Raw genomic sequence first — 21,292 nt, 5'->3', positions numbered from 1 at the left:
TCCCAGCCGAACCCACTTTTTTCGTTCAAGGAGTCGAGTCATGGATGAGCAAAAACGCGTCGAAGTGGCTGAACCTCGCTTCGAACATGGACACTTCCTGCTGATTGCAGGTTTTCGCGATCGCTTTACCAAAGAGACCGTTCAGGACATCCCTGCGCTGTGGGAAAAACTGATCCCGCACATCGGAAGTATTCCGGGGCAGAAGGGCGAAGTGACCTACGGCGTTTGCAGCAATTTCGACGGCAACGGCGGTTTCGATTACATGGCCGGGGTCGAAATCCGCAAGCTGGATGACTTCCCGCAGGAAAAGTATCCGTGGATCGAAATCCTCCCGCGCCAGTACGCAGTGTTCGAGCACAAGGGTTCGCTGGATCTTCTGCCGCAGACCATCGAGTACATTTACAAAACCTGGCTGCCGGCCTCCGAATACAAGGGCCTCAACGCCCCGGAGCTGGAACGCTACAGCGCCGATTTCAACCCGAAGCTCAATACCGGCAAGCTGGAAATCTGCGTCCCGGTGGAAAAGAAAACCTGATCGGCAACCGGCAGCGCGAACCCGCTTCGCGCTGCCGGTCGAGTCTCACTTGCCCTTGATCCGTCGTGCCCGCAACAGGTCGATGCCCAGGGTAATGAAGCCGAAGAAGCTGATGCCCAACACCATCAACAAACCGATTTCCACGCTGCTCATAAACGGTTCCCCCCTCGGGTGATCAGAGACAGGCGTCAGAAATAGACCGTCCCGAATCCGAAGAAAAGCGCTTATACGCAGGCTTTACGCCGCCCGTGCGGATCGATATGAACACCTTATTCCTTTATCCTTGGCAGCCTTGTTTCCACTGATTTCGAGCCGCCATGAACACCGTCATCCGCCACGTCACCGCCGCCGACCTGGACCGCTGCTACGCCATCGAAACCCTCGCCTATGAGGGCGACGAAGCCGCGACCCGCGAGAAGATCGCCACGCGCATCGCCACCTGGCCGGACGGTTTCATCGTCGCCGAAGTGGACGGGCAGGTGGCCGGCTTCATCAACTCCGGTGCGGCGTTTGACGTGCAGATGTCCGACGAGGCGTTCAAGGAACTGATCGGCCACGATCCGGCCGGGCCGAACGTGGTGATCATGTCGGTGGTGGTGCATCCGGATTATCAGGGCCTGGGTCTGGCCAAGCGTCTGCTGGGTGAATTCATCGAACGCATGCGCGAGCAGGGCAAGGCGACGATCCACCTGATGTGCAAGGAGCGGCACATCCCGCTGTACGCCGGATTCGGTTTTGCCTACATCAAACCGTCCGAGTCCGACCACGGCGGGATGGCGTGGCACGAGATGATCCTGACGCTGTAACCGCGTCAGTAGAGGGTGTCACGCACCCTCGTCGGAGCCTCGCGATCATAAGCCTCGGCATCGAACTGCCCATCATTCAGACGCTTGTGAAACGCGCCCGCCGTCGGCAGCGCCGAGCGCGGCAAGTGGGTTTCAGGGTTCCACGCATCCGAACGCACGAATGCCTTGGAGCAATGAAAGAACGCCGCCTCCACCGTCACCAGCAACACCGTGCGCGCTGGTTTGCCGTTCACCGCGAAGCTTTCCAGCAACCCAGGATCAGCGCTGATGGTCGCCGTACCGTTGACCCGCAACGTCTCGCCAATCCCCGGAATGATGAACAGCAGCGACACCCGCGGATCGTGCAGCACGTTGCGCAAGGTATCGATGCGGTTGTTGCCCGGACGATCCGGCAGGGCCAGGGTGTGCTCGTCAATGATCCGTACAAACCCCGGCGCATCGCCGCGCGGTGAACCGTCGATGCCTTCGGCACCCACCGAGCTGACAATCACCAGCGGCGAGACCCGGACCATCGCCTGATAGTCCTCGTTGAGAAAGCCGATCTGCTTGCGCACCGCCCGTTCGTGGGGCAAGCCGTAGATGGCTTCCAGCGCTTCGATTGAATCGATCATCGTTGCTCCCTCGACGATTAGAAGAACAGCCCCATGCGCCGCTCGTATCCAATGCGGCCCTTGTAGGCTTCGCCGCTGTCGACGAAACCGTACTTGGCGTACAGCGCAATCGCGGCGTCATTGTCGGCGTCCACCGACAGTTCCAGCCCTTTGATCTCCGGCCAAGCCTGACGCGCAACTTCCGGCAACGCCAGCAGGCAGGCCCTGCCGTAACCCTTGCCCTGGGCGCGGTGATCGACCTGCAACGCATGCAGGGTGGCGCTGTGTTCATCGGCCCATTCCGGCAACACGGGCGGGCGCTTGAGCAGCAGAAAGGCCACCGGCACGTCTTCGGCCAGCAGCGCAAAACCTTTCACGCCGGGGCCGGGTTTCGACAGCAGCGTGTGCAGGGCGCCGTGGATGTCGCCGGAGAACTTGATCTGCTCGGCGTGGATTTCAATGGCCTCGACCTGTTGGCGTTGGGTGGCGTTCAGGCTTTCGTAAGGCACGAGTCGAGCTGACACGGGAATTTCCTTTTTCCTACAAAGATGAGCCTCGGATTCTAGCGAGTTTGTCTTCTCCGGAATTTTTTTGTTTCAACTGTCGATCCGGCAAATCGCCGAACGACTAAGGGTGTCTTCACAACAAAAACCAGGGAGAAACCCCATGAGTACGCAAGCGCAGATTCAAACCCTGATCGACACCTACCGCGAGGCGGTGATGACCAAGGACGTGGAAAAAGTCATGGCCCTGTACGCCGACGACATCGTTTCCTTCGATGCGATCAAGGCCCTGCAATTCAAGGGCAAACCGGCCTACCGTGCGCACTGGGTGGATTGCATGGAAATGTGCCCCGGCCCGCACATTTTCGAATTCCATGAAATCGCCATCGAGACCGCCGACAACATCGCTTTCGCCCACTGGGTCGCCAACTGCGGCGGGACCAATGAAAAAGGCGAAACCCAGAGTTGCTGGATGCGCGTCACCGCGTGCTACCGGCAGATCGGCGGGGCGTGGAAGATCGCCCACGAACACTGGTCAGCACCGTTCGACCCGATGAGCGGCGCGACCCTGTTCGATGTGAAACCCTGATCTTCAGCCATAGTTGATCCGTCCGATTCAGGAGAACGCCATGAAGTATTTATGCCTGGTCTACAGCGATGAGCGCCTGCTGCATTCGTCGCCCGACAGCCCGGAAGATGCCGAGTGCTGGGCCTACGCCGAGTCGATCCAGGGCAGCGGCCGGATGGTCGCCGCCGAAGCGCTGGAGTCGGTGCAGACCGCCACCACGGTGCGCATGCGCAACGGCAAGCTGTCGATCACCGACGGCCCGTTCGCCGAGACCAAGGAGCAACTGGCGGGTTTCTACCTGATCGACGCGCGGGACCTCAACGAAGCGATTCAGGTCGCCGGCAACATTCCGGCGGCCCGGGTCGGCAGCGTCGAAGTGCGTCCCGTGCGCCAGTTGAATGTCTGAGGTTCAAGCGCGGGTCGAGCAGGTCTATCGCGAAGACTCGCGGCGGATCCTCGCGACCCTGATCCGCCTGCTCGGCGATTTCGACCTCGCCGAAGAAGCCTTGCACGAGGCGTTCTTCGTCGCGGTCGAGCGCTGGCAGCGCGACGGCGTGCCGGACAATCCGCGAACCTGGCTGGTGTCCACCGGGCGTTTCAAGGCGATCGACGTGTTACGCCGTCGGGCGCGGTTCAAGGCCTCGCAGCCGTTATTGCTGGCGCAACTGGAAGAACTGGAACAGTCCGAATGGGACGCCGAAGACGTGGAAGACGATCGCCTGCGCCTGATCTTCACCTGCTGCCACCCAGCGCTGGCGGCCGACGCGCAAGTGCCGCTGACCCTGCGTGAAGTCTGCGACCTCACCACCGAGGAAATCGCCCGGGCATTCCTCTCGGCCCCGGCGGCGATTGCCCAGCGCATCGTGCGCGCCAAGGCGAAGATCCGCGATGCAAAAATCCCCTATCAAGTCCCGAGCCTGAGCGAATTGCCCGAGCGCCTCGACAGCGTGTTGCGGGTGATTTATCTGGTGTTCAACGAGGGTTATTCGGCGTCCGGCGGCGCCCAGGTGACCCGCGAAGACCTGACCCGTGAGGCGATCCGCCTAGGGCGGTTGCTGCTGGAGTTGTTGCCGGATCCGGAGGTCATGGGGCTGCTGGCGTTGATGTTGTTGCATGAGTCGCGGCGGTCGGCGCGGTCCACGGCTGATGGAGAACTGATTCTGCTGGATGATCAGGATCGCGGATTGTGGAATGCCGAGCTGATTGCCGAAGGCTGCGAACTGGTGGAAAAAGCGCTGACCACGGGGCGCTTCGGACCGTACTGCCTGCAAGCGGCGATTGCAGCGGTGCATGCCGAAGCGCCCACGGCAGGGGAGACGGACTGGGAGCAGATCGTCGGGCTGTATGACGTGTTGCTGCGGGCGGTGCCGTCGCCGGTGATCGAGTTGAACCGGGCGGTGGCGGTGGCCAAACGTGATGGCGCGCTGGCGGGGTTGACCCTGGTTGAAGGGATTCTGGGGCGCGGGGATTTGCAGGATTACCACCTGGCGCATTCGGCGCGGGCGGAGTTTTGTCGGCAGTTGGGGCTGGTTGAGGAGGCGCGGGCGGCTTATTTGCGGGCGCTGGAGTTGACGCGGCAGGAGCCGGAGCGGCGGTTTATCGAGGGACGATTGCGCGAGCTGACGCCGCGCAATCCTCTTTAGTAAACGCCAGTCAGGCCTGCTGACGCGTAGCCGCCATCACAATCTCCCGAATACAAACCCCCTGCGGCTGCCCATACGCATAAGCAATCGCCGTCGCCACATCCTCGGCGCTCAACACCGTCCCACCCATGTCCTGCTTCCAAGCCTGATACCCAGTCTTGATCGCCTCATCCGTGGTATGGCTCAACAATTCGGTCTCCACCGCACCCGGCGCAATCGTGGTCACCCGAACATTATGCGGCGACAGCTCTTCACGCAGGTTCTCCGATAACCCGTGCACCGCAAACTTGGTGCCGACATACGCCACATGATTCGGAAACGTCTTGCGACCGGCCACCGAGCTGACGTTGATGATCGTGCCGTGCTTGCGCTCGATCATCCCGGCGACCACCGCGTGCACGCCGTTGAGCAGCCCCTTCACGTTGACGTCGAGCATCTGGTCCCACTGCGCCGGGTCCTGCATGCTCATCTCGCCCAGCAGCATCACCCCGGCGTTGTTGATCAGCGCATCGGCCGGACCGAATTGCGCTTCCGCCTCGGCCACAGCGGCCAGCAACGCGGCGCGGTCGGTGATGTCGACGCGGCGGCTGAGGGTGTTCGGCAGGGCCAGTGCTTCAAGGCGTTCGATGCGCCGGGCCAGCAACAATAGAGGATGGCCGGCAGCGCTCAAGCGGCGGGCGGTGGCTTCGCCGATGCCCGAGCTGGCGCCGGTGATGATGATCAATGGCTTGCTCATGGTTGAACTCCTGAGATAAGAAAAACAAATAACCAGATTCGGGACGCAGTATATTTAGCCCGCTGGAGGCTGAAAAATGCCTTATTCCTCTGTCTGCTATCGGAATCTCCTATGGATATCCGCCATCTCAAAGCCTTCCTCGCGGTGTTCGAGGAACGCAACATCACCGCTGCCGCGCAACGGCTGTTCATCAGTCAGCCCACGCTGTCGGTGACCATCAAACAGCTGGAAGAAGAACTCGGCGCGACGCTGTTCGTGCGTCAGCCCCGTGGTGTGGAAGTCAGCGACGAAGCGCGGCTGCTGTACCCGCAGGCGCGCCGGATGGTGGCCGAGTCCGAGGCACTGAGCCGGATGTTTCGCGGCCGCGAAAACCGTGCGCCGCTGAACCTCGGCATCGAGGGCGACATCGCCGCCAGCCACATCGAAGCCTTTGTGCGCATGGCCCATCAGGCGTTGCCCAATCTGCTGCTGACCCTGGAAGAGGGCTGTCATGGCGATGGTCGATTGGCGGTCGAGGAAATGTGCTGCGAGGACGAACTGTTCCTGCCGCTGTGGGAAGAGTCCTATGTGATGGCGCTGCCCCTCAATCATCCGATGGCCAACGCGCAAGCAGGCTGGGCGCCGATCGAAGACTGGATCACCTGTCCGCAGCATCCGTCCCATCAACGCTTGATGGCGCTGTACGGACGCTCGCCGGAAGCGGTGGCGGGACATGCCGGTTCACTGCAACAGGCGTTGCACATGGTGGCGGCGGGTGTCGGTGTGGCGATGTTGCCGCAGTCGCTGGTCAGCGGGCATGAACGCATCGTCGTGCGCGCGCTGCACCTGCCGGCGCCGACCCGGCGGGTGGGATTGTGTTATGCGGCGCAGGCACTGGAACTGCCGACGATGCGCGGGTTGCACGAGTATTTTCAGGTGAACCGCCCGGTCGATATTGCAGCGGCCTGAGCTGCCGCCATCGCCAGCAGGCTGGCTCCCACAGGTCCGGTGTGGGAGCTAGCCTGCTAGCGATTGAGGGCACCGCTATTCCAGCATCTTGCTCAGCAACCAGCTCCCCGCCGGCCCCGGCGGGTACAGCCGCGACCACAGCGCATCGACGAACACCGGTTTCGGCCAGCCGCGCACCTTCAGTTCCACCAGCAAGTCATTGCCGAAACGCTCCACCAGCCAGCGCGGCAGCGGCGCCCAGCCAAAACCTTTTTCGGCCATTTCCAGCAGCATCAGGTAACTCGGCGCCGACCACACCCGGCCTTTGCCGCGACTGTCATAGGGATTGACGATGGTTGCCAGGCGCAGCTCGCGATGTTGTTCAAGGACCGTTTGATCGATGGAGTCGTGAGTCGCCAACGCATGCCCACGACCCACGAACAAGGCGATTTCCGTACGCTCGGCGACGGTCGCGGTCGCCAGGTCCGGCGGGTAGTTGTCCTGCATTTCGGCGAACGCCAGATGCGCCCGGCCGCGCTGCACCAGTTCGACCAGGTCATCGCATTCGGCGATCAGGCATTCCAGCTCCAGATTCGGATAGCGCTGCTCGAAGCCCACCAGCGCCGCCTCGAAACGGTCGGACTGATAAGTGTCGGAAATCGCCACCGTGAGTTTCGGCTCTACGCCCTGCGCCAGTTGCCGGGCGGTCATTTCCAGACGGCTGGTGGCCGACAGAATCGCCTCGGCCCGTTGCAGCATCACGTGCCCGGCCGGGGTCAGCGTCGGCTTGCGGCTGCTGCGGTCGAACAGGATCAGATCCAGATCAATCTCAAGACTGGCCACCGCCGCACTCACCGTCGACTGACTGCGCCCGAGTTTGCGCGCCGCTGCCGAAAAAGAGCCTTGAGTCGCCGCCTGGACAAATGCCAGCAAAACTTCCTGAGAAGCCATGAACTATCGCCTTGATCGATGGTTATTGGTTATGAAGTATCGGTGTGGTGCTGGATCATGGCAACCATCTTCACAGAGGACTTCGGCCATGACTGCCAACAAATCCATCACTGAACGTATCTTCCAGGCCATCGGTTTCGAACTGCTGGCGATCCTGATCTGTACTCCGCTGCTGGCGTGGATCATGGGCAAACCGCTGGTCGAAATGGGCGCCGTCACCATCGCAATCGCGATGCTGGCCCTGGGCTGGAACGTGGTGTTCAACGGCTTCTTCGACCGCATGCTCAAGCGCTGGAACATCGCCCACAACGCCTGGGTGCGAGTGGCGCACGCGCTGCTGTTCGAGGGCGGGTTGATCGTGATGGGCGTGCCGCTGATTGCCTGGTGGCTGTCGGTCAGTCTGTGGCAGGCGTTCCTGCTCGACATCGGCGTGTTGCTGTTCTTCCTGCCGTACACCTACATCTACCATTGGGGTTATGACGTGGTGCGCGAGCGGTTGGTGATGCGCAGCGTATGCCAGAACTGAAAACAAAAATCGCAGCCGGCGAGGGCTGCGATTTTTTTTGTCCGGGATTTCTTCGGGCTTACAGAAACATCCCGCCCGACGCTTCAATCCGCTGACCATTGATCCACTGCGCGCCCGGCGACAGCAACAGTGCCAGTGCGCCGCCAATGTCATCCGGCTGCCCGGCACGGCCCAGCGCGGTGTTGCTGGCGACCATCGCATTCAGTGCAGAGTTGTCGCGCACCGCGCCGCCGCCGAAGTCGGTTTCGATGGCGCCGGGTGCCAGGATATTCACCGCGATCTGCCGCGCACCCAGCTCCTTGGCCTGATAACGGGTCAGCACTTCCATCGCGCCTTTCATCGCAGCGTAAGCGGCATAACCCGGCAGGGTGAAGCGGGCCAGACCGCTGGAGATGTTGATGATCCGCCCGCCATCGTTGATCAGCGGCAGCAATTGCTGAGTCAGGAAGAACGGCCCTTTCAACTGCACGTTCATCAGCAGGTCGAACTGCTCCGGCGTGGTGTCGGCGAAGGACGCATGCACACCAATCCCGGCGTTGTTGATCAGGAAATCGAAGCGCGGACGATCAAGCTGTTGCAGCGCCTGCTCGACCCGCACGGCGAAATCGGCAAAGCCTTCGCTGCGGCCGACATCCAGTTGCAGCATTACGGCGTTGGCGCCGAGGGATTTCAATTCCGCGACCAACGACTGCGCTTCATCGGCGCGGCTGTTGTAGGTGCCGATGATGTGCACGCCTTGCGCGGCGAGGTGCAGGGCGGCGTTCTTGCCGAGGCCACGGCTGGCACCGGTGATCAATGCAATTTTGCGGTTCATGGGTCTTCCTCGATGGCGGTGACGGTGATGCAGCAAAGTTTATTTATCCGCCATGAGGTGATAAACAGACTGAAACCGGAATCACTGGTCGGATTGTCCGAACAATCAATGGGTGACCCATGAACAAACTGGAACTGCTGCGCACCTTCGTCCGGGTCAGCGAATTGTCGAGTTTCACGATGGCGGGGGAGAGTCTGGGGTTGCCGCGCTCGACGGTGTCCGAGCAGGTGCAGGCGCTGGAAAGCCTGCTCGGCACGCGCCTGCTGCAACGCACCACGCGCAAGGTCCAAGCGACTCAGGACGGCCTCGCGCTGTATGAGCGGAGCAAGGATCTGCTGTCGCACATGGACGAAATCGAGAACCTGTTTCGTCAGGACGAAGCGTCGCTGACCGGGCGGATCCGGGTCGATATGCCGAATATTCTGTCGCGGCGGCTGATCATGCCGAAGCTGCCGGAATTCATGGCGCGCCATCCGAATCTGGAGCTGGAAATCAGCAGCACCGATCGCCGGGTCGACCTGCTCGCCGAAGGTTTCGATTGCGTGGTGCGCATCGGCGCGCAGCCCGATCAATCGGTGGTGGCGCGGCACCTGGGGGATTTCAGCATGATCAACTGCGCCAGCCCTGCGTATCTGGAGCGCTACGGCGTGCCGCAGACCCTGGAAGATCTGGCGCAGCATCGGCTGGTGCATTACGTCGGTGTGCTGGGTTCGCGATCGGAAGGGTTTGTCTACGAGCAGGACGGGCAGGTTCACAGGGTGCCAATGGCGGGCAGTGTGACGGTCAATAGCACCGATGCCTACGAGTCGGCGTGTCTGGGGGGATTTGGTCTGATCCAGGTGCCGCGTACCGGGATGAATACTTATCTGGATACCGGCGAGGTGGTGACGGTGCTGCCGCAATACACCGCGCCGGCGATGGGCATTTCACTGTTGTACGCGAGGCAGCGGCATCTGCCGTTGCGGGTGCGGGTGTTCATGGATTGGCTGGGGGATTTGATTCGTTCGACGCTCTGATTCCTGCGGCAAATCCCTGTGGGAGCAAAGGCTCTCACAGGGATTCGGCTGGATCAGAAGATCTGGGTAAACAGCCAATACAGACTGCCTGACAGCAGAATCGCCGCCGGCAAGGTCAGCACCCACGCCATCAGTAGATTGCGGATGGTCTTCATCTGCAAGCCGCCACCGTTGGCGACCATGGTCCCGGCCACGCCCGAGGACAACACGTGGGTGGTCGACACCGGCAGACCGAACATGTCGGCGGCGCCAATGGTCAGCATCGCTACCGTTTCCGCCGAAGCGCCCTGGGCGTAGGTCAGGTGGGTCTTGCCGATCTTCTCGCCGACCGTGACCACGATCCGCTTCCAGCCGACCATGGTGCCCAGCCCCAACGCAATCGCCACCGCGATCTTCACCCACAGCGGAATAAACCGGGTGGCGTTGTCGATCTGTTGCTTGAACAGTTGCAGCTTGCCGCTGGTGTCGGCGTCGAAGGTGCCGACCTTGTTCTTGTCCATCAGGCGAATGGTTTCGCTGGCCAGGTACATGTCGTTACGGACGTTGCCCATGGCCTCGGCCGGGACTTTCGCCAGCGAGCCGTAGCCCTTCACTTCTTCACCGATGTGCCCGGTCAGGGAGGCGAGGGCGGGGATCAGTTGCGGCGTGGCTTCCTTGCTGCGCACGTAGTCGGAGAGCACTGCGCGCGGATCGGCCGGTGCCGGCAGTGGCGCACTTTTCACCAGTGCTTGCTGGGTCACTTGGGCGACAGCGGCAAATTGCAGCGACTGTTCTTCCGGCATGGTGCGGTTCAGCGCATAAGCCATCGGCAGGGTGCCGACCAGAATCAACATGATCAGGCCCATGCCTTTCTGGCCGTCGTTGGAACCGTGAGCGAACGACACGCCGGTGCAGGTCAGGATCAGCAGACCGCGAATCCACCACGGCGGCGGGGTGTTGCCTTCCGGTGCCTTGTACAGCGAACGGTTCTTCACGAACGCGCGCAGCGCCAGCAGCAACAGCGCCGCACAACCGAAGCCCACCAGCGGCGACAGCAGCAGCGCGTAACCGATCTTGGTCGCTTGGGCCCAGTCCACACCGCTGGTGCCGTCGCGGCCGTGCATCAAGGCATTCGCCACGCCGACGCCGATGATCGAACCGATCAGCGTGTGCGACGACGAGGCCGGCAGGCCCAGCCACCAGGTGCCGAGGTTCCACAGGATCGCCGCGATCAACAGGGCGAAGATCATCGCGAAACCGGCGGACGAACCGACTTGCAGAATCAGCTCCACCGGCAGCAGCGCGATGATGCCGAACGCCACCGCGCCGCTCGACAGCAGCACCCCGAGGAAGTTGAAGAACCCCGACCAGACCACCGCGAAATGTGGTGGCAGCGAATGGGTGTAAATCACCGTGGCCACGGCGTTGGCGGTGTCGTGGAAACCGTTGACGAACTCGAAGCCCAGCGCAATCAACAGCGCCACGCCGAGCAGCAGAAACGGCGTCCAGGTGGTGACCACCGTGCCGAGTTCGTGCATGTCGTGCATCAGGCTGTAGGCGGTGAACAGCAGCCCCATCGCCAGCACCGCGAAAAACACCACGTAGGTGAACGGGCCGGTTTTCTTGTCGAGGGCCGGCCTGCCACTGGCAGCGGGGGCCGGGCTGGCGGTCAGGGAGGGAGTAGCCATGGGAGGACAATCCTGAGCGGGGGAAGGAGTGTCGCCCATGATCGTTGCTAAATATTACAGAGAGGCTGCGACAGATCAGTGTTTGGCGGATTAGCCACACCGTTGGTCTTCTGACTGAAGATCGTTCCCACCGAACGAGGTCTTAATAATCCCGCCGCTTGCGAAACGCCCAGCGCCCGGCAATCACGGTGAACGTCACCACCAGCGCCACCAGAATCCAGAACCCTTCGGGATCAGTGGCCAGCGGCACACCGCCGACGTTCATGCCGAAGAAACCGGCAATGATGTTGATCGGCAGCGCCAGCACCGTGACCACGGTGAGGGTGAACAGCGTGCGGTTGCTCTGTTCGTTGAGGTTGGCGGCGATCTCTTCCTGCAACAGCTTGATCCGCTCACCGAGGGCGGTCAGGTCGTTGATGATCAGTGCGAACTCCTCGGTGGATTTGCGCAGCTCCTTCACGTCTTCCTTCTGCAACCACGGCGGCGGCCGGTTGAGCAGGCGCAGCAGCGAACCCGGCTCCAGTGCCAGCAGCCGTTGCAGGCGCACCAGCACTCGTCGGTTGGCACCGAGTTCGGCGCGGTTGGTCGACAGTCGCGAGGACAGCAATTCGTCCTCGACCTGATCGACGCTTATGCTGGTCTTGCGCACGATCTGGGTCAGCACTTCGCCCTGATCGCGCAGCAGATGCACCAGCAGTTCCAGCGGCGAACGGAAGCACTCGCCGGACTTCACCGACGAACGCAACTTGTCCACCGAGTGCAGCGGTTGCAGACGCGCACTGACGATCAGTTTGCTGCGCACACAGACCCACAGCGTCGACACGTCCGACGACACCATGCTGCTGAGGTTGAACACCACGTCGTTGACCACCGCCAGCAACGCCGAATCGACATGCTCGATGCGGGTCGAGCGCGAGCCTTCGTGCAGCGCTTCGAAAAACTCTTCGGGCAGTTGCAGGTGGCTTTTCATCCAGCGCTCGCACGCGGCGTGCGCCAGGTTCAGGTGCAGCCAGAGAAATTCATCGCCCTCGCTGTCGTCTTGCAGGCAGCGCAGGGCGGTCGCCGAATCCACCTCGCGCCCGCGTTCGCCGGGGCGAAACCGAAAGCCGTAAAGCAGGCCGAACAGGTCAGGATCACGATGACTGATATCGAGGCTGTGGTTCATGAAGGCTCGCTGCGAGGAGGCGTCTGTCGCGGGATTTGCAGATTCACCTGAGCCGCATCATCGCAATGTCACATGACGTTTGTGTGACAGTAAAATGACGTCAAATCAACGCGTTACCGGCGGTCGGATTTTTCTCAAGAAGGGCTCTGGCACGCCGATCACGCATGAGTTAGGTTGCGCGCCTTCGGCCAAGAGCCAAGGTCCGCCGACACGGATGTCCGGCCAAAAAATCACGTCTTACCGGACGTGCCTCATCCCTGTCCCGAGTACCTGCGATGCTGCAAAAATCCCTGAGAGCGCAAATTCTCGCCCTGCTGAGCGGCAGCCTGCTGGCGATGCTGTTGATCGCGCTGGCCTGCTTTCACTTCCTGTCCAACGGCGTGCAGAGTTACAGCCAGTTGATCGCCGGCCCCTTGCACACTTCGCAACTGATCGACGAAGCCAACCTGCAATTCAAGGTGCAGGTCCAGGAGTGGAAAAACGTTCTGCTGCGCGGCAAGCAGCCGGCGGATCTGGCCAAGTACTGGGGCCAGTTCGAAGACCGTCAGCGCGATGTGCAGGGCATCCTCGGTGAGCTGGCCAATCAGAAAGGCCTCGAGCCTGCGCTGAAAACCCGCATCGAACGTCTGCGCGAAGAACATCGTCTGCTCGGCGCTGCGTACCAGAAGGGCCGTGATGCCTACGTCGCCGCCGGTGCCGATCCGACTGCGGGCGACGCTGCTGTCAAAGGCGTCGACCGAGCTGCCAGCGATCAGATGAGCGAATTGGTAGCCGAGCTGCGCAAGCAGGGCACCGAGCAATCGGCGCAGATCAGCGCCAGTGCCGATCGCACTGTGTGGTTGGGGCTGCTGGTGATGCTCGCGTCCGGTCTGTTGATCGGTCTGCTCAGCCTGTGGCTGGTCAACCGCAACCTGGTCGAGCCGATCCGCAAACTCATCGACTACGTCACCCAGTTGAGCAAGGGCCGCTTGGTCGAGCGCGTGGCCAGCGACCGTCAGGACGAGTTGGGGAACCTGGCGGCGGCCGCCAACACCCTGCGCGATTTCCTCGCCGAAACCTTCAATCATCTGCAACGCAGCGCCAAGGATCTGGACAGCGCCAGCGGCGAGTTGAACGCCATCGCCACGCTGATGGCCGGCGGCACCAACGAGCAGTTCAACCGCACTGATCAGGTGGCCACGGCGATGAACGAAATGTCCGCCACTGCCCAGGAAGTCGCCCGTCATGCAGCCGACGCGGCGCGTGCGGCCGACGATGCCGACCAGTCTGCCCAGCAGGGCGAGAAGGTCATGCAGAGCACCATCCACAGCATCACCCAGATGCGTGGCGAAATCGCCAACACCGCCACGGTCATCCGTCGTCTGGAAGCCGACAGCGGTCGCATCGGCAAGGTGCTGGAAGTGATTCGCGGGATCGCCGAGCAGACCAACCTGCTGGCGCTCAACGCCGCCATCGAAGCGGCCCGTGCCGGTGAAGCCGGGCGTGGTTTTGCCGTGGTCGCCGACGAAGTTCGCAACCTCGCGCAGCGTACGGCGGAGTCGATCATCGAGATCAACCAGATCATCCACAGCGTGCAGACCGGCGCGGTGGACGCGGCCCAGGCCATCGACAGCGGCCAGACCCGCAGCGATGAAAGCGTCGAGCAAGTGACCCAGGCCGGCGCCATGCTCGAGCGCATCACCCACGCGGTGGAAGCGATCCGCGACATGAACCGCCAGATCGCCACCGCCGCCGAGGAACAGACCTCGGTGGCCGAAGACATCTCGCGCAACCTGACCGAGATCACCTCGATCGCCAGCACCAACCTCGACAACGTGCAGCGCACCGAAAGCGCCAGCCAGAACCTGCACGGCCTGTCCGGCCAACTGAACGACGTCACCGCTCGCCTGAGCGTCTGACCGGCCAGTGACTGTGTACCGGTTTGGTTACCGAGTCGGTACACAGTCGATCTCAATTCGCGCAGACCGCCGCCGATGCCCGGTTATCTATAACCGGCATTGGAGATTTCCCATGGTCAGCATCACGTCTGTTTCGATCAATCAGACCGTCACCACGCCCACCAGCAAAACCTCGATTGCCGACTCGGGCGACGACACCTCAACCACCGCGGCGGCCAGCACCGACGTGAAGGCCGACACCAGCAAAGTCGCGGCGGGCGGTGGGGCGGCGCCGGCGGGGGACAGCAGTTCCAGCAGCGATGAATCGGATACCGTGAAAGAACTGCGCAAGCAGATTGCCGAGTTGCAGAAGCAGTTGCAGGAAGAGCAAAAGGCGCTGCAAGCGGCTCAGGCGAAGCAGGAAAGTCAGGATGCCAAGGCGGCGGATGTCGCGGCTGCGCAGTCGCAGATCGCGACGACGTCGGCTTCGTTGCAGACGGCGACGGCGGCGTTGTTGGCGGCGTTGCAGGATTCGGATTCGAGTACGTCGGGCTCGCTGGTCAGTACCTCCGCATAAATTGCAGACACAAAAAAGCCGCACAACCCAAAAGTCGTGCGGCTTTGTTTTATCAGCCAATCAAGTGTCTTGCTTGTTGGTCAGCACCTTGCCAGTCGTCGCATCGAAGTCCACATCGAACTCCTTGCCATCCGCAGTACGCAACTCAACTTCATACTCATAACCATTGAAGTGATTATCCAGGTCGGTATCGGTAATGGTCGCGCCCGGATGCAGTTTCAGCGCTTGTTCGTTCATCGACTCCAACGACTTGATCTTGCCCTCCTTGACCAGTTGCGGGATCTGGTCAACGCGAACGTCAGCCTGGGCGAGGCCGGCGGTGAGGGTCAGGGCGGCAGCGGTAAACAGGGCAGTCAGGGTTTTCATCGGTTATTCCTTTGGGTGATTCGTTTAAGTGAGTTCAGGTTAATCGCCGCAACTTAACTCACCCTTAAAAACACCCGGCCGGTTTGCGTCGTTTGTTCAATTGCGGTTCTGCGCAAACTTTCATGCTTAGCCTTCGATAAATGGAGGTGAGCATGAAACGCATCTTTTCGTGGCTGTACGCGCCGTTGTTCTGGGTTGGATTTATTGGCGGCGCAATAGGGTTGGCGGGGTATTCGCTGCTGTGGTTGTTGCCGCTTTTTGTTTTAGCGCTGGCGGTGTCGTTCGCGGGTGAATGGCTGTTGCCGTATGAAGTGAACTGGAACCGACCCGCCGGTGACCGTCGGCGCGACATCCTGCACGCGCTGGTCAACGAAGCGCTGAATGCTGTTGGCCTGCTGGCATTGCCGGGGCTGGTGGCGCTGCTGGCGATTGATGGCGCGTGGCCGTCGAACTGGCCGCTGTGGCTGCAAGTGGCGCTGGCAATTTTCATTGCCGATGCGGGCGTGAGCCTGATGCATTACGCCAGCCATCGCGTGCCGTGGATGTGGCGGCTGCACGCGATTCATCACAGCGTCGAGCGGCTCTACGGGTTCAACGGTTTGATGAAGCATCCACTGCATCAACTGCTGGAGGCGACGGCGGGGCTGTTGCCGTTGCTGGTGCTCGGCATTCCGTCCGAGGTTGCGGTGTTGCTGGCGTTCGCCATTGCGATCCAGCTGTTGTTGCAGCATTCGAACGTCGACATGCGCGTCGGCCCATTGCGCTGGATCTTCGCCTGGGCGCCGCTGCACCGGTTCCATCACATGAAGTACGGGTGCGCCGGTGACGTCAATTTCGGGCTGTTCTTCACGCTGTGGGACTGGCTGTTGGGGACAGGTTTTTACACCGAGAAATACCGGATCGGCGAGGGCGATCTGGGCATCGGCAGTCGTCCGGATTTTCCCCGTGATTACGTGGCGCAGTTGCTCGATCCGTTTGAGTTAATAACGCTGCGCAACGAACCGAAAGTGCCGGATGGCTTGAGACGTTGAATCAATCCAGCAGGCGCAATTCGATGTGCTGCAACGCCTGACGCGCCGTCACGCCGAAGAGTTTTTTCAGGCTGCGGGAGAAGTGCGCCGAATCGGCAAATCCGGCCGCGTGAGCAGCATCGGTCACCGGGCTACCCGCCAGAATCGCAGCCATCGCCAGCCGCAACCGGCGCCACAGCACCAGCCGACGCACCGGCAAACCGACCTGACTGACGAACAACCGCTGCAACTGGCTCAGCGACACATGGGCGGAATCGGCCACGGCGCTGGCCGCGACTTTACTCGACAGCGAAGCATCGACATTGGCGAGAGCCCGTTCGATTCGCGGGTCATTCAGAGGGCGACGCGGGCATTGGCCGATGGCGTGATCCAGAGCCGGCAGCGACCACTCGATGTCGAACAGCGCATCGCGCAATGTCTCGGCATCAAACCGCAACGGTTCGGCGTACACGGTGAACACGGGATCCGGCGCCTCGACAATCGCATGCCGAGTCTGCGAGGCAATCAGCAGGCGGGAAGTGGTGACGGGGTTGTCCTCGACCAGCACAGTCACCGGGCGGTCAGGGGCAAGAATCAGTTGGTGGGCGTAGTGGGAGTGGGGCGCAGTGCGCCCCGACATCCCGTGGATCAGGCCATGGTCGTACCCCAGCCAGAGGCGGCCTGTCCACGGGGTGTCCGGTTGCATCAGAAGCCGTTGTTCTTCAACACCTGATCCACACTGGCGGCGGCCGGGCGTTTGTAGAACTTCAGCAGCTCGCTGGCGCGGTTGGTGAAGATGCCGTCGACACCAGAAGCCATGACTTTTTCGAAGTCCACTGGCTCATCCACGGTGTAGACGTGCACCAGCAGGCCCTGATCGTGGGTGTATTTGTTCATCCATGGCTGCACCAGATCCGAATAGCTCTGATCGCCGCCGTGGGTCAGCTTCGCCGAAGGGCCGGTGCCGATGGCGCCCTGAGCCTTGGCGTAGTCGATCCATTGCTTGAATTCAGCTTCGGATTTCGGCTCTTGCTTGCCGTAGAACGCGTTCTTGTCCTTCTCGCCGGATTCGGTAAAGGTCACTTTGGATTTCGGCTCGATGCTGCCTTCGCCCACCCACAGCAACAGGATCTTCGGCACCTGCGGCATTTCCTTTTGCAGCATTTCAAGGCTGCTCTTCTCGAAGGTTTGCAGGATCACCTTGCCATTACTCTCGCCGACGCTGGCGACGTTTTTAGCCGGTTTGGCGCCGGCCGGGATCAGCCAGCCGCGGGCCTGGAGTTTTTCCTTCAGGTCATGCTCGATCCCCGGGAACAGCTTCGGCTCCTTGGTTTCGATGTACAGGCCCGGCTTGTGCTTCGGATTGGCCTGGGCGATGTCGATGATTTCGTCGAGGGTCAGAATCTTCAGACCGACGTAGGACGGCCGCGCGCGATCCGGGTACTTGGCGTTGTACCAGCTGCCGGCGTCGAGGGTTTTCAGTTCGGCCATGGTGAAGGCATTGGCCGGGCTGTCCTTGCGCTCCGGGAACTTGGTGGCAACGTCGGTGGTGCGCTGCAGGTTGTCGTCGTGCAGGGCGAACAGCACGCCGTCCTTGCTGCGCTGCAAGTCCATTTCCAGGTAATCGGCGCCCAGGTCGCGCGCCAGTTTGTAGGAGGCGGCGGTGGATTCAGGGGCATCGAAGGACGCGCCACGGTGGGCGATCACCGCCGGGTGCGAAATGCCCTCGGAGGCAGCGAGCGCAACAGGGTTTGGCTGGCTGGCGGCGTGGGCCTGGCCGAGGCCGAGCATCAGGCTCAGCAGCAGAGCGCTTTTGGTGAACGTGGCGGGCATGTCGAGGTCCTTTCGCAGGTATTTTCGAAGATGTCCCTTTTAGCAACTCAAACGAAAACGTGCTATCGCAAGACCGACATAAACGTACTGAAAGCGAAAATTTCCGCACTTTTGTGCGTTTGTTTGCAGTACGCTTGGCCACGACAACCGCCCCGGCAGAGGGCGCGCCACTCATTGCCCTGCGTGTAGACCATCGATCCTTTTCGTGAGGTTTACCATGCGCATCACATCCCAACTCATCTGCCAGGCGGCCGACGACCTCAAGGGCTTCGTCGGCCTCAACCGCAAGACCGGCCAGTACATCGTGCGCTTCAGTGAGGATTCGTTCGGAATGGACGTGGCCGATGACGGCATCATTCCGTGCAGCGAATTCGTCTGGGCACCGACCACCGAACAGACCATGACTCTCAAGCGTGAGCTGATCCAGTTATTGCTGGATCAGAATATTGATGACCGGATCAACATTACCGAGCCGTTGCGCGTTTATATGAATAAACGCGAAGTGCCGGAGATTGAGGCGGTGCGTAGTCTGGTGAAGGGCTGAGGTTCTGCTGCGACTGTTCCGGCCTCTTCGCGGGCAAGCCCGCTCCCACAGGTACCGCGTGATCTTGAGAACAGCGCACTACCCGTGGGAGCGAGCTTGCTCGCGATGAGGCCAGTGAGTACACCCAATACTCACTGGCCAAACCGATACTCCCGCTCCACCCGACACACCCGCGTCTGAAACGCCGAATACCACTCAGCCCGCCCGCGCGCCTGAATCACCCGGTGTTCCGGATGCTCGCGCCAGGCCAGAATCGCCGCCTCACTCTCCCAGTACGAAACCGTAATCCCCACCCCGTCCGCGCCCCGGATCGAATCAATGCCGAGAAACCCCGGTTGCTCGGCAACCAGTTGCATCATGCGCTCGGACGCTTCGGTGTAGCCGTTGTCACCTTCGGTGCGGGTCGAAGTGAAGATCACGGCGAAACACTCAGTGTTCGGTTTCATCGACATTGCTCCGAGCACGCTTCAACAAATGCCCGCACCAGCGGCGGCAATTGCCCCTTGAGCGCTGCGCGTTCCGGCTGGAACAGCGTGGCGACAAAGAACACATGGTTTTTCAGTTCGATGGCGCGCAGATCGCCTGCCGAATCGTGCCCCACGGCGTGTAGTTCATGGGTCAGCAACTCCCGTTCGAACTGCGGATTCACACCGTAGCGGCAGCGATAGCCTTCACTAATCTCCGACGTTTCGTACGCCCTGGCGATCAACGAGCCGGGCACCAGATGAATGCTGTCCACCGCTTCCACCAGTGAACACGTCAGCGGTGTGAGCACTGCGCGGCTCGAGTCGGGCGAGGTTTCGCCATGCTCGGCATCGGCCCAGCCCAGCACGTGGCGGGAAAACTCCAGCACCGTATGTTGAAAACCGCCGCAGGTGCCGAGGAAAGGGCGCTGCTGCTCGCGGGCAAAACGGATGGCCCGCAGGGCGCCGTCTTCGCTTTTGTAGGGGCTGGCCGGGACACACCAGAAGCCGTCGAAATGTTCCAGCGGCGTCTCGGGCAGGATTCGGTCGGTGGCCAACCATTCGAATTCGACCGGACGGCGAAGGTGTTCCGCCGCCAGTCCGAGGGCGACCGGGATGGCTTGGTGGGCGGTGACTTGCGGATCGAAATCACCGATCAGGGCGATGCGCAGGGCTCTGGATTCCATGAGTACTCGCTGTGCTTGTTGAGGGATGACGCTCACTATAGATTGGCGTTCACGCACTCTAAATTGGCGTTTGCCCAAGTGATCAATGCAGCCACGCAATACCAACTGGATTTCCCGGATCTGGCCCTGATCCTCGCCTTAGTGCGCGGAGGCTCTCTGGCCCGGGCCGCGCAGCTGTTGAAGGTCGATGTATCGACGGTGTTTCGCGCCGTACGCCGACTGGAAGCCGCACTCGGTCAGCAACTGTTCGAAAAAGGCCGCTCCGGTTACTTGCCCACCAGCCTCGCTCAAACCCTGGCCGAGCAGGCCGAACGCGCCGAACAGGCACTGGAAGCAGCGCGAATCGGAGTGGAGCAGGGCGGCGAAGTGGTCAGCGGCACGGTGCGCCTGACCTGCACCGACTCGGTGTTGCAGGGTCTGTTGTTGCCGGCGCTGGCGCAGTTCATGCCGAACTATCCGGCGCTGACCATCGAGCTGAGCACTTCCAATGATTTCGCCAACCTCAGCCGCCGCGATGCCGACATCGCCCTGCGCCTGACGCGTACACCGCCGGAGCATCTGGTCGGACGGGAGCTGGCGAAGATTTCCTACCGGGTCTGCGCCAGTCAGCGTTATCTACAAAAGGTTGAAGCGGCCGATCTGGCAGCGCTGACCTGGATCGCCCCGGACGACTTTCTGCCCGATCACCCGACCGTCGCCTGGCGTCGTCAGCAGTTGCCGGGTGTGACACCGAGCTATCGCTGCAACAGCATGCTGTCCGTGACCGAACTGGTCCGCGCGGGGCTGGGCGTGGCGGCGTTGCCGGACTTTCTCATCAACGAAGGGCTGCAAGCCCTGAGCGAGCCCTTGCACAGTTACGACACCGCGCTGTGGCTGCTGACCCGCCCGGACTGCCGCGCGTTGCGCTCGGTGGTCACGCTGTTCGATGAACTGGGGCGGGCGCTGCGTTTGCCGTAGTCGTGTTTAACCGGGCGCCCGGTCATTGGCGAACATGCTCACGGCTTCCACCGCTTCGCTGGCGCCGTCCCGGATCTGCAGAATCACCGTGCCGGCCTGATCCGCCAGTTCGACACCCTGCGCCGCGCGACCACGGGTGCTGTCCATGCTCTTGATCGCCTGACGGGTTTCGCTCTGGATCAGGCCGATCATGTTGGAAATCTCTGCCGTCGAGCCGGAGGTGCGCGCCGCCAGCTGCCGCACTTCATCGGCCACCACGGCAAAGCCGCGACCCTGCTCGCCGGCACGGGCGGCTTCGATGGCAGCGTTCAGGGCCAAAAGGTTGGTCTGATCGGCAATCGCGCGGATGGTGTTGACGATGGCGGTGATCTGTTCGGAGCGCTCGCCCAGTTGTGCGATCAAGGTCGAGGATTCGGCAATGTCGTCGGCGATGTCGCGCATTTCACTGGCCGCTTGCTGGATCACTTGCGTACCTTGCTCGGCGACTTTTCGGGTGGCGACGGAGATGTGATAGGCGGCGCTGGCGCTGCG

The 21,292-nt window shown here is 61.6% G+C and carries 25 protein-coding genes and 2 pseudogenes; 14 read left to right on the top strand and 13 right to left on the bottom strand.

The window, feature by feature from the left end:
* Positions 1 to 40 precede the first annotated feature (40 nt).
* Both PMI24_RS02890 and PMI24_RS02885 read left to right on the top strand, forming a co-directional pair.
* On the top strand, positions 41 to 535 hold the full coding sequence (locus PMI24_RS02890) for a GyrI-like domain-containing protein (RefSeq protein ID WP_007951116.1): 495 nt from the start codon (positions 41 to 43) through the stop codon (positions 533 to 535).
* 317 nt (positions 536 to 852) lie between these two features.
* A complete protein-coding gene (locus PMI24_RS02885) occupies positions 853 to 1,341 on the top strand; it encodes a GNAT family N-acetyltransferase (RefSeq protein ID WP_007951113.1) in 489 nt (162 codons plus the stop codon).
* Between the two features lie 5 nt (positions 1,342 to 1,346).
* Here PMI24_RS02885 and PMI24_RS02880 read toward each other — a convergent pair whose 3' ends face one another.
* Together PMI24_RS02880 and PMI24_RS02875 are read right to left on the bottom strand one after the other, a co-directional pair.
* Complete coding sequence (locus tag PMI24_RS02880) at positions 1,347 to 1,952, bottom strand: pyridoxamine 5'-phosphate oxidase family protein (protein ID WP_007951112.1); 606 nt, start codon at positions 1,950 to 1,952, stop codon at positions 1,347 to 1,349.
* Between the two features lie 17 nt (positions 1,953 to 1,969).
* Positions 1,970 to 2,455 (bottom strand): GNAT family N-acetyltransferase, encoded by a 486-nt coding sequence (locus tag PMI24_RS02875; RefSeq protein WP_007951110.1) that lies wholly within the window; start codon positions 2,453 to 2,455, stop codon positions 1,970 to 1,972.
* A gap of 142 nt (positions 2,456 to 2,597) precedes the next feature.
* Here PMI24_RS02875 and PMI24_RS02870 point away from each other — a divergent pair, with 142 nt between their 5' ends.
* From PMI24_RS02870 to PMI24_RS02860, 3 genes are read left to right on the top strand one after another with little or no spacing between them, the layout of a single operon-like run.
* Positions 2,598 to 3,023 carry a YybH family protein gene (locus tag PMI24_RS02870; protein ID WP_007951109.1) on the top strand — a complete coding sequence of 142 codons (426 nt, stop codon included), beginning with the start codon at positions 2,598 to 2,600 and terminating at the stop codon, positions 3,021 to 3,023.
* A 40-nt stretch (positions 3,024 to 3,063) separates the two neighbouring features.
* Positions 3,064 to 3,408 carry a YciI family protein gene (locus PMI24_RS02865; protein WP_007951101.1) on the top strand — a complete coding sequence of 115 codons (345 nt, stop codon included), beginning with the start codon at positions 3,064 to 3,066 and terminating at the stop codon, positions 3,406 to 3,408.
* Positions 3,401 to 4,645, top strand: coding sequence for an RNA polymerase sigma factor (locus PMI24_RS02860; protein WP_007951100.1), 1,245 nt, complete (start codon positions 3,401 to 3,403; stop codon positions 4,643 to 4,645). Before PMI24_RS02865 ends, PMI24_RS02860 begins: the two co-directional genes overlap by 8 nt.
* 10 nt (positions 4,646 to 4,655) lie before the next feature.
* Here PMI24_RS02860 and PMI24_RS02855 read toward each other — a convergent pair whose 3' ends face one another.
* Positions 4,656 to 5,381: an SDR family oxidoreductase gene (locus PMI24_RS02855; RefSeq protein ID WP_007951099.1), complete on the bottom strand. Its 726-nt coding sequence runs from the start codon at positions 5,379 to 5,381 to the stop codon at positions 4,656 to 4,658.
* Between the two features lie 111 nt (positions 5,382 to 5,492).
* Here PMI24_RS02855 and PMI24_RS02850 point away from each other — a divergent pair, with 111 nt between their 5' ends.
* Positions 5,493 to 6,329, top strand: a complete 837-nt coding sequence (locus PMI24_RS02850; protein ID WP_007951098.1) for a LysR family transcriptional regulator — start codon at positions 5,493 to 5,495, stop codon at positions 6,327 to 6,329.
* Positions 6,330 to 6,404: 75 nt separating this feature from the next.
* Here PMI24_RS02850 and PMI24_RS02845 read toward each other — a convergent pair whose 3' ends face one another.
* Positions 6,405 to 7,259, bottom strand: coding sequence for a LysR family transcriptional regulator (locus PMI24_RS02845; protein WP_007951097.1), 855 nt, complete (start codon positions 7,257 to 7,259; stop codon positions 6,405 to 6,407).
* A gap of 88 nt (positions 7,260 to 7,347) precedes the next feature.
* Between PMI24_RS02845 and PMI24_RS02840 the strand changes: the two genes are divergently transcribed.
* Positions 7,348 to 7,785 (top strand): multidrug/biocide efflux PACE transporter, encoded by a 438-nt coding sequence (locus PMI24_RS02840; RefSeq protein ID WP_007951096.1) that lies wholly within the window; start codon positions 7,348 to 7,350, stop codon positions 7,783 to 7,785.
* 58 nt (positions 7,786 to 7,843) lie between these two features.
* On the opposite strand, the gene PMI24_RS02835 is transcribed toward PMI24_RS02840, so the two are convergent.
* Positions 7,844 to 8,599 (bottom strand): SDR family NAD(P)-dependent oxidoreductase, encoded by a 756-nt coding sequence (locus tag PMI24_RS02835; protein WP_007951095.1) that lies wholly within the window; start codon positions 8,597 to 8,599, stop codon positions 7,844 to 7,846.
* Between the two features lie 119 nt (positions 8,600 to 8,718).
* On the opposite strand from PMI24_RS02835, the gene PMI24_RS02830 reads away from it, so the two are divergent.
* Positions 8,719 to 9,615, top strand: a complete 897-nt coding sequence (locus PMI24_RS02830; RefSeq protein ID WP_007951094.1) for a LysR family transcriptional regulator — start codon at positions 8,719 to 8,721, stop codon at positions 9,613 to 9,615.
* Positions 9,616 to 9,668: 53 nt separating this feature from the next.
* On the opposite strand, the gene PMI24_RS02825 is transcribed toward PMI24_RS02830, so the two are convergent.
* Positions 9,669 to 11,282 (bottom strand): inorganic phosphate transporter, encoded by a 1,614-nt coding sequence (locus PMI24_RS02825; protein ID WP_007951093.1) that lies wholly within the window; start codon positions 11,280 to 11,282, stop codon positions 9,669 to 9,671.
* 142 nt (positions 11,283 to 11,424) lie between these two features.
* Positions 11,425 to 12,447 carry a transporter gene (locus PMI24_RS02820; RefSeq protein WP_007951092.1) on the bottom strand — a complete coding sequence of 341 codons (1,023 nt, stop codon included), beginning with the start codon at positions 12,445 to 12,447 and terminating at the stop codon, positions 11,425 to 11,427.
* A 275-nt stretch (positions 12,448 to 12,722) separates the two neighbouring features.
* On the opposite strand from PMI24_RS02820, the pseudogene PMI24_RS29690 reads away from it, so the two are divergent.
* From PMI24_RS29690 to PMI24_RS02810, 3 genes and pseudogenes are all read left to right on the top strand, one after another.
* Positions 12,723 to 13,412: pseudogene (locus PMI24_RS29690) on the top strand (methyl-accepting chemotaxis protein); the annotation flags it as partial.
* 165 nt (positions 13,413 to 13,577) lie between these two features.
* A complete protein-coding gene (locus PMI24_RS29685) occupies positions 13,578 to 14,345 on the top strand; it encodes a methyl-accepting chemotaxis protein (RefSeq protein WP_371924007.1) in 768 nt (255 codons plus the stop codon).
* Between the two features lie 112 nt (positions 14,346 to 14,457).
* Complete coding sequence (locus PMI24_RS02810) at positions 14,458 to 14,901, top strand: hypothetical protein (RefSeq protein ID WP_007951090.1); 444 nt, start codon at positions 14,458 to 14,460, stop codon at positions 14,899 to 14,901.
* Between the two features lie 60 nt (positions 14,902 to 14,961).
* On the opposite strand, the gene PMI24_RS02805 is transcribed toward PMI24_RS02810, so the two are convergent.
* Positions 14,962 to 15,267: a PepSY domain-containing protein gene (locus PMI24_RS02805; protein ID WP_007951089.1), complete on the bottom strand. Its 306-nt coding sequence runs from the start codon at positions 15,265 to 15,267 to the stop codon at positions 14,962 to 14,964.
* 152 nt (positions 15,268 to 15,419) lie between these two features.
* Between PMI24_RS02805 and PMI24_RS02800 the strand changes: the two genes are divergently transcribed.
* Entirely contained in the window at positions 15,420 to 16,298 is an 879-nt protein-coding gene (locus tag PMI24_RS02800; protein ID WP_007951088.1) for a sterol desaturase family protein, read from the top strand.
* A 1-nt stretch (position 16,299) separates the two neighbouring features.
* On the opposite strand, the gene PMI24_RS02795 is transcribed toward PMI24_RS02800, so the two are convergent.
* Together PMI24_RS02795 and PMI24_RS02790 are read right to left on the bottom strand one after the other, a co-directional pair.
* Positions 16,300 to 16,983 (bottom strand): helix-turn-helix transcriptional regulator, encoded by a 684-nt coding sequence (locus PMI24_RS02795; RefSeq protein ID WP_007951087.1) that lies wholly within the window; start codon positions 16,981 to 16,983, stop codon positions 16,300 to 16,302.
* Positions 16,983 to 18,110 (bottom strand): glycerophosphodiester phosphodiesterase, encoded by a 1,128-nt coding sequence (locus tag PMI24_RS02790; RefSeq protein WP_007951086.1) that lies wholly within the window; start codon positions 18,108 to 18,110, stop codon positions 16,983 to 16,985. The genes PMI24_RS02795 and PMI24_RS02790 overlap by 1 nt, the downstream gene beginning before the upstream one ends.
* Before the next feature lie 217 nt (positions 18,111 to 18,327).
* Here PMI24_RS02790 and PMI24_RS02785 point away from each other — a divergent pair, with 217 nt between their 5' ends.
* Positions 18,328 to 18,654, top strand: coding sequence for a DUF2025 family protein (locus PMI24_RS02785; protein ID WP_007951085.1), 327 nt, complete (start codon positions 18,328 to 18,330; stop codon positions 18,652 to 18,654).
* 131 nt (positions 18,655 to 18,785) lie between these two features.
* Here the strand turns inward: PMI24_RS02785 and PMI24_RS02780 are convergent, their stop codons facing one another.
* Both PMI24_RS02780 and PMI24_RS02775 read right to left on the bottom strand, forming a co-directional pair.
* A complete protein-coding gene (locus PMI24_RS02780; RefSeq protein WP_007951084.1) occupies positions 18,786 to 19,100 on the bottom strand; it encodes an antibiotic biosynthesis monooxygenase family protein in 315 nt (104 codons plus the stop codon).
* Positions 19,097 to 19,804: a CTP synthase C-terminal region-related (seleno)protein gene (locus PMI24_RS02775; RefSeq protein WP_007951083.1), complete on the bottom strand. Its 708-nt coding sequence runs from the start codon at positions 19,802 to 19,804 to the stop codon at positions 19,097 to 19,099. The genes PMI24_RS02780 and PMI24_RS02775 overlap by 4 nt, the downstream gene beginning before the upstream one ends.
* A 15-nt stretch (positions 19,805 to 19,819) precedes the next feature.
* Here PMI24_RS02775 and PMI24_RS02770 point away from each other — a divergent pair, with 15 nt between their 5' ends.
* Positions 19,820 to 20,761: a LysR family transcriptional regulator gene (locus PMI24_RS02770; RefSeq protein ID WP_007951082.1), complete on the top strand. Its 942-nt coding sequence runs from the start codon at positions 19,820 to 19,822 to the stop codon at positions 20,759 to 20,761.
* A gap of 6 nt (positions 20,762 to 20,767) precedes the next feature.
* Here the strand turns inward: PMI24_RS02770 and PMI24_RS29680 are convergent.
* Positions 20,768 to 21,205 (bottom strand): annotated as a pseudogene (locus PMI24_RS29680) (methyl-accepting chemotaxis protein); the annotation flags it as partial.
* Between the last annotated feature and the right edge of the window lie 87 nt (positions 21,206 to 21,292).

Source organism: Pseudomonas sp. GM25, from assembly GCF_000282255.1.
Taxonomy (GTDB): Bacteria; Pseudomonadota; Gammaproteobacteria; order Pseudomonadales; family Pseudomonadaceae; genus Aquipseudomonas; species Aquipseudomonas aphyarum.
Note: the sequence above shows the minus strand (reverse complement) of the source record. Positions and strands in the feature narration are given on the sequence as shown.

What these genes read in the sequence shown, in the direction of transcription:
- PMI24_RS02865 (WP_007951101.1), top strand. Translation starts at nt 3,064, where the DNA reads ATGAAGTATTTATGCCTGGTCTACAGCGATGAGCGCCTGCTGCATTCG.
- PMI24_RS02830 (WP_007951094.1), top strand. Translation starts at nt 8,719, where the DNA reads ATGAACAAACTGGAACTGCTGCGCACCTTCGTCCGGGTCAGCGAATTG.
- PMI24_RS02820 (WP_007951092.1), bottom strand. Translation starts at nt 12,447, where the DNA reads ATGAACCACAGCCTCGATATCAGTCATCGTGATCCTGACCTGTTCGGC.
- PMI24_RS02835 (WP_007951095.1), bottom strand. Translation starts at nt 8,599, where the DNA reads ATGAACCGCAAAATTGCATTGATCACCGGTGCCAGCCGTGGCCTCGGC.
- PMI24_RS29685 (WP_371924007.1), top strand. Translation starts at nt 13,578, where the DNA reads ATGGCCGGCGGCACCAACGAGCAGTTCAACCGCACTGATCAGGTGGCC.
- PMI24_RS02790 (WP_007951086.1), bottom strand. Translation starts at nt 18,110, where the DNA reads ATGCCCGCCACGTTCACCAAAAGCGCTCTGCTGCTGAGCCTGATGCTC.
- PMI24_RS02885 (WP_007951113.1), top strand. Translation starts at nt 853, where the DNA reads ATGAACACCGTCATCCGCCACGTCACCGCCGCCGACCTGGACCGCTGC.
- PMI24_RS02850 (WP_007951098.1), top strand. Translation starts at nt 5,493, where the DNA reads ATGGATATCCGCCATCTCAAAGCCTTCCTCGCGGTGTTCGAGGAACGC.
- PMI24_RS02840 (WP_007951096.1), top strand. Translation starts at nt 7,348, where the DNA reads ATGACTGCCAACAAATCCATCACTGAACGTATCTTCCAGGCCATCGGT.
- PMI24_RS02805 (WP_007951089.1), bottom strand. Translation starts at nt 15,267, where the DNA reads ATGAAAACCCTGACTGCCCTGTTTACCGCTGCCGCCCTGACCCTCACC.
- PMI24_RS02775 (WP_007951083.1), bottom strand. Translation starts at nt 19,804, where the DNA reads ATGGAATCCAGAGCCCTGCGCATCGCCCTGATCGGTGATTTCGATCCG.
- PMI24_RS02845 (WP_007951097.1), bottom strand. Translation starts at nt 7,259, where the DNA reads ATGGCTTCTCAGGAAGTTTTGCTGGCATTTGTCCAGGCGGCGACTCAA.
- PMI24_RS02785 (WP_007951085.1), top strand. Translation starts at nt 18,328, where the DNA reads ATGCGCATCACATCCCAACTCATCTGCCAGGCGGCCGACGACCTCAAG.
- PMI24_RS02780 (WP_007951084.1), bottom strand. Translation starts at nt 19,100, where the DNA reads ATGAAACCGAACACTGAGTGTTTCGCCGTGATCTTCACTTCGACCCGC.
- PMI24_RS02870 (WP_007951109.1), top strand. Translation starts at nt 2,598, where the DNA reads ATGAGTACGCAAGCGCAGATTCAAACCCTGATCGACACCTACCGCGAG.
- PMI24_RS02795 (WP_007951087.1), bottom strand. Translation starts at nt 16,983, where the DNA reads ATGCAACCGGACACCCCGTGGACAGGCCGCCTCTGGCTGGGGTACGAC.
- PMI24_RS02890 (WP_007951116.1), top strand. Translation starts at nt 41, where the DNA reads ATGGATGAGCAAAAACGCGTCGAAGTGGCTGAACCTCGCTTCGAACAT.
- PMI24_RS02810 (WP_007951090.1), top strand. Translation starts at nt 14,458, where the DNA reads ATGGTCAGCATCACGTCTGTTTCGATCAATCAGACCGTCACCACGCCC.
- PMI24_RS02860 (WP_007951100.1), top strand. Translation starts at nt 3,401, where the DNA reads ATGTCTGAGGTTCAAGCGCGGGTCGAGCAGGTCTATCGCGAAGACTCG.
- PMI24_RS02855 (WP_007951099.1), bottom strand. Translation starts at nt 5,381, where the DNA reads ATGAGCAAGCCATTGATCATCATCACCGGCGCCAGCTCGGGCATCGGC.
- PMI24_RS02800 (WP_007951088.1), top strand. Translation starts at nt 15,420, where the DNA reads ATGAAACGCATCTTTTCGTGGCTGTACGCGCCGTTGTTCTGGGTTGGA.
- PMI24_RS02825 (WP_007951093.1), bottom strand. Translation starts at nt 11,282, where the DNA reads ATGGCTACTCCCTCCCTGACCGCCAGCCCGGCCCCCGCTGCCAGTGGC.
- PMI24_RS02880 (WP_007951112.1), bottom strand. Translation starts at nt 1,952, where the DNA reads ATGATCGATTCAATCGAAGCGCTGGAAGCCATCTACGGCTTGCCCCAC.